At 48.3% G+C, this 4,859-nt stretch carries 4 protein-coding genes, 4 tRNA genes and 1 rRNA gene; 8 read left to right on the forward strand and 1 reads right to left on the reverse strand.

Features of this window, described 5'->3' with window-relative positions; all coding sequences use genetic code 11:
- The 3 genes from rrf to birA all read left to right on the forward strand — a co-directional run.
- Positions 1–109 (forward strand): 5S ribosomal RNA (rrf, locus tag QMZ65_RS25075); the annotation flags it as partial.
- Positions 110–259: 150 nt separating this feature from the next.
- Positions 260–1,297, forward strand: coding sequence for a UDP-N-acetylmuramate dehydrogenase (gene murB, locus QMZ65_RS25080; RefSeq protein WP_160834692.1), 1,038 nt, complete (start codon positions 260–262; stop codon positions 1,295–1,297).
- Positions 1,294–2,256 (forward strand): bifunctional biotin--[acetyl-CoA-carboxylase] ligase/biotin operon repressor BirA, encoded by a 963-nt coding sequence (gene birA / locus QMZ65_RS25085; RefSeq protein WP_283216941.1) that lies wholly within the window; start codon positions 1,294–1,296, stop codon positions 2,254–2,256. Before murB ends, birA begins: the two co-directional genes overlap by 4 nt.
- A gap of 59 nt (positions 2,257–2,315) precedes the next feature.
- Here birA and coaA read toward each other — a convergent pair whose 3' ends face one another.
- Positions 2,316–3,266 carry a type I pantothenate kinase gene (gene coaA / locus QMZ65_RS25090; RefSeq protein ID WP_097119822.1) on the reverse strand — a complete coding sequence of 317 codons (951 nt, stop codon included), beginning with the start codon at positions 3,264–3,266 and terminating at the stop codon, positions 2,316–2,318.
- A gap of 645 nt (positions 3,267–3,911) precedes the next feature.
- Between coaA and QMZ65_RS25095 the strand changes: the two genes are divergently transcribed.
- The 5 genes from QMZ65_RS25095 to QMZ65_RS25115 all read left to right on the forward strand — a co-directional run.
- A tRNA-Thr gene (locus QMZ65_RS25095) sits at positions 3,912–3,987 on the forward strand.
- An 8-nt stretch (positions 3,988–3,995) separates the two neighbouring features.
- A tRNA-Tyr gene (locus QMZ65_RS25100) sits at positions 3,996–4,080 on the forward strand.
- A gap of 190 nt (positions 4,081–4,270) precedes the next feature.
- Positions 4,271–4,345, forward strand: a tRNA-Gly gene (locus tag QMZ65_RS25105).
- Between the two features lie 5 nt (positions 4,346–4,350).
- Positions 4,351–4,426 (forward strand) — tRNA-Thr (locus tag QMZ65_RS25110).
- A gap of 107 nt (positions 4,427–4,533) precedes the next feature.
- Positions 4,534–4,859: GTP-binding protein (locus tag QMZ65_RS25115; protein WP_211729912.1), on the forward strand; the 326-nt coding region annotated here is incomplete at its 3' end.

Here is a 4,859-nt window from a genome sequence, read left to right on the forward strand (position 1 = left end):
GCTGTAGCGCGGTGGTCCCACCTGACCCCATGCCGAACTCAGAAGTGAAACGCCGTAGCGCCGATGGTAGTGTGGGGTCTCCCCATGCGAGAGTAGGGAACTGCCAGGCATCAAATAAGTGAAGAAACCCTGAACGAAAGTTCAGGGTTTTTTTACGTCTGCAAATTGGCGAAATCAGGGCTAAAAGCCACGAAAACATCCCACCCGTGACTAACTGATCGGGTAAACTACGGCCAGATAAATCAGTAAAGGCCGTGAAATGTCCAGCCCCCACACTTCTCTAAAAGTTTTCAACACACTGGGTCTCGAAGTCAGTGCACAATCGCTGTATATCGCAGACACATCTGAAGCCATTGTTCGCGCATGGCAAGCGACTCAACAGGCGAATCAACCTTTCATCGTATTAGGTGAGGGCAGCAATGTGCTTTTCCTGGAAGACTTTGATGGTGGCGTGATCATTAATGCCATCAAAGGTATTTCACTTGAGGAAGAGGCTGAAGCATGGCATTTGCATATTGGCGCTGGTGAGAACTGGCACCAGTTGGTTGAGCATACTTTAAAGAAAGGGATTACCGGCCTGGAAAACCTGGCGTTAATTCCGGGCATGGCCGGTTCAGCACCTATCCAGAACATTGGCGCTTATGGTGTTGAATTTAAGGATATTTGCCAATACGTTGATGTGCTGCACCTGCCCACACAAAAAATCAGCCGCCTGAATCGCGAAGCGTGTCAGTTTGGGTATCGTGACAGTATTTTTAAACACGAGATGAAGGATAATCACGTCATTATTGCTGTTGGGCTCCGTCTGGCTAAGCAATGGAAGCCGGTGCTGAGTTACGGCGATTTAGCGAAACTGAATCCAGCCACCGTATGCGCATGGGATGTGTTCAATGCAGTTTGCCAAATGCGTCAGAGTAAACTGCCCGATCCGCGGGTAACGGGCAATGTAGGTAGCTTCTTCAAAAACCCTCTTATCACACGTGATTTGGCCAATGAGCTGTTAGAGGCATGGCCGGGGATGCCACATTACCCGCAGGCAAATGGAGACGTCAAATTAGCAGCAGGCTGGTTGATCGATCAATGCCATCTCAAGGGATACCAGATTGGCGGCGCTGCGGTACACCGCCAACAGGCGCTGGTATTGATCAATGAAAACCAGGCAACGCCAAAGGATATCGTTGCTTTAGCGCACGAGGTGCGGAACCACGTGGGTGAAAAATTCAATGTTTGGCTCGAGCCAGAGGTACGCTTCATTGGTGCTCAAGGCGAACGTAACGCCGTTGAGGTCATTTCATGAAAGATAATAGTGTTCCGCTGAAATTGGTCGCGCTGCTGGCTGATGGAGAATTCCATTCAGGCGAGCAGTTGGGTGAAGCATTGGGTATGAGCCGTGCAGCCATTAATAAGCATATCCAAACCCTGAAGAGCTGGGGTCTGGATGTCTATACCGTCACAGGAAAAGGATATAGCTTGCCTGCCCCCATTCAATTGCTGAATGAAACCGATATTCTTTCGCATCTGCATCAACCAGATTTAGATGTCATCCCTGTGATTGATTCTACCAACCAGTATCTGCTGGATAGGATGGATCAGTTGCCTTCTGGTCATGCCTGTATTGCAGAATATCAGCAAGCAGGCCGTGGCCGCCGTGGCAGAAAGTGGTTTTCTCCTTTTGGTTCTAATCTCTATCTGTCGATGTACTGGCGACTTGAGCAAGGTCCCGCTGCAGCAATGGGACTCAGCCTGGTGATTGGTATCGTGATGGCCGAGGTGATTCAGTCATTGGGTGCACCTGATGTGCGCGTTAAATGGCCCAATGATCTCTACCTGAACGACCGTAAATTGGCCGGGATTCTGGTTGAACTAACCGGCAAAACAGGCGACGCAGCGCAAATTGTCATGGGGGCTGGTGTCAATCTGGTGATGCGCTCAGAAGGAGCCGCTGAAATTAATCAGGGGTGGATTAATTTGCAGGAAGCCGGTGTAGAAATTAATCGCAATGAGCTGGCTGCAAAAATCATTAATCATCTGCGTGAAGCACTGCCGATTTTCGAGCGTGACGGATTGGCACCGTTTGTAGAGCGTTGGGATGCTCTGGACAATTTTATCAATCGCCCGGTTAAGCTGCTGATTGGCGACAGGGAAGTTCATGGTATAGCACGTGGTATTGATAAGCAGGGTGGTTTATTACTGGATCAAGATGGCGAAGTAAAGTCCTGGGTGGGTGGTGAGATTTCGCTGCGTCCTGGCAATTAATGCGAATTGACCTGAGAAATTAAACGCCCAGGTAAGTTAGGGCGTTTAAATATGAAACGTTATTTTCTCAGGCGAACACTTTGCACGGCATGATCTGCAGACTTTGTCATTATCAGACTGGCGCGCTCCCGGGTTGGGAGGATGTTTTCGTTAAGATTCAGCCAGTTAATTTCTTTCCATAATCCGCGAGCAATATTTTCCGCCTCTTCTTTAGGCAATTGAGAATAATGGTGGAAATAAGAATCGGGATCGCTGAAGGCACCTTCACGGAATTTTAGGAAACGATTAACGTACCAGCGTTCTAATAATGTTTCAGGTGCATCGACATAAATTGAGAAGTCGACAAAATCAGAAACAAATACATGATGCGGATCGTGGGGATAATCCATCCCACTTTGCAGCACGTTTAAGCCTTCCAGAATCAGAATATCAGGCTGTTGTACCACCTTATCGCCATCCGGGATCACATCATAAATAAGGTGTGAATAAACCGGCGCCGTGACCTGGCTAGCGCCCGATTTCAAATCGGAGACGAAGTTCACCAGACGATGCATATCGTAAGATTGCGGGAAGCCTTTCTTCTTCATTAGCCCCCGTTCTTTCAACACTGCATTGGGGTGTAAAAAGCCGTCAGTTGTAATCAACTCGACTTTACGATGTTCTGGCCAGCGACTAAGCAGCGCCTGCAACACACGCGCGGTTGTACTTTTACCTACAGCAACACTGCCGGCAATACTGATGATATAGGGAATCTTTTGCCCGTTAGTGCCAAGAAACTGCTCCAGCACGGCCTGACGGCGCAGATTAGAACTGATATAGAAGTTAAGCAGACGTGAGAGCGGCAAATAGATTTCAGCAACCTCTTCTAAGGAGAGATCTTCATTGATACCGCGTAGTCGTTCAATTTCGCCTTCAGCGAGCGTCATTGGCACTGAGTCGCGCAGGGCGGCCCATTGCTGACGGTCAAACTGCAAATAGGGTGTAGTGAGTGGTGTCGTTTTTTTACTCATAAGTATGCATCTGACCGCAAATCCCGGCTCATCAACATCTTGTAGCGTCTGGCATACAATGATGCGTCGAGCTCAGTTGCACGTCATAGGGGGTAAGTAACGAGAACAATGGGCTGGAGGGTAACACCAGTGTCACTTTAAAAAGAAGCAAATTGATAAACCTGAGCACGCTTTCGTAAGCGTGCCCGCATTTTTATTATTGCTTAGTCGCTTATTACAATCGATTTTGCTGTAGCACCGCGTAAAATCTTTTCAGATTTTCCATCGCTGACAACGTTGAGCCGTCTTCAGACAATCAATAATGCCTCCCTCTTTAACACGCCGACAGTGGCATCCGTTAACGAACAATCCCGTCTTGCATTGTGTTAGTTGAAAAAATGTTCAATCAAACCCGATCCAATAAAAAAAGTTGCGCAGTTTTAAATGAAAAATGGCGTTGTGCTTCTGGCGTGCGACGACCAAACCACGATAAGCCTCTGTAAATCACTTAGTGCAGCGGCGTAAAAACACACTGCATTTGGACGAAAATACTGCAAATGATGAGCGGTTTGCGATGTTTTGCACAAATAGTAAGCGATAGAACAATTTTGGCAATTTTTTTGTTGCATCCTGGGCTCGGTCTTCCCATAATGCGCTCCACTTGATGCCGGCTTAGCTCAGTTGGTAGAGCAACTGACTTGTAATCAGTAGGTCACCAGTTCGATTCCGGTAGCCGGCACCAATCAAGTAGGTGGGATTCCCGAGCGGCCAAAGGGAGCAGACTGTAAATCTGCCGTCACAGACTTCGAAGGTTCGAATCCTTCTCCCACCACCATCTCAACCACTTGGTTGAGCGTCAGATAAAATCTTTATCTGGCGGGTGAGTTCATCTCTCTCACCTTCGAATTCAGATTGCGGATTTTCGCAATCAAAGTCAGCCAGAAACTCTGGCAGGCTCGAATAATAGAAGGTCTTCTTTTATTATTCATAAGCTACAGAAAGAACAGGTAGCCGAGTTCCAGGATGCGGGCATCGTATAATGGCTATTACCTCAGCCTTCCAAGCTGATGATGCGGGTTCGATTCCCGCTGCCCGCTCCAGATGTGCTGATATGGCTCAGTTGGTAGAGCGCACCCTTGGTAAGGGTGAGGTCCCCAGTTCGACTCTGGGTATCAGCACCACTTCCTTTATCTCTCTCCTGATTCTCTCTCTGTAAACCAAACAGTCAGGCATTGCCTGGTTGATATGACGATATCTTCGATATATCCGTGTCTTAGAGGGACTAGCGATGGCTAAAGAGCAATTTCAACGTAACAAACTGCACGTAAACGTGGGCACCATCGGTCACGTTGACCACGGTAAAACCACCCTGACTGCTGCAATCACCACCGTTCTGGCTAAAACCTACGGCGGTAAAGCAAGCAAATTCGATGAGATCGATAAGGCGCCAGAAGAGAAAGCACGTGGTATCACCATCAACACTTCTCACGTTGAATATGAAACCCCGACTCGCCACTATGCGCACGTTGACTGCCCTGGCCACGCCGACTATGTGAAAAACATGATCACCGGTGCTGCGCAGATGGACGGCGCGATCCTGGTTGTTGCTGCGAC

The organism is Pantoea sp. EABMAA-21 (genome assembly GCF_030053335.1).
Taxonomy (GTDB): domain Bacteria; phylum Pseudomonadota; class Gammaproteobacteria; order Enterobacterales; family Enterobacteriaceae; genus Pantoea; species Pantoea communis.

Bases quoted from the DNA above. Each gene is read 5' to 3' on its own strand.
- coaA (WP_097119822.1), bottom strand. From the start codon at position 3,266: ATGAGTAAAAAAACGACACCACTCACTACACCCTATTTGCAGTTTGAC.
- birA (WP_283216941.1), top strand. From the start codon at position 1,294: ATGAAAGATAATAGTGTTCCGCTGAAATTGGTCGCGCTGCTGGCTGAT.
- murB (WP_160834692.1), top strand. From the start codon at position 260: ATGTCCAGCCCCCACACTTCTCTAAAAGTTTTCAACACACTGGGTCTC.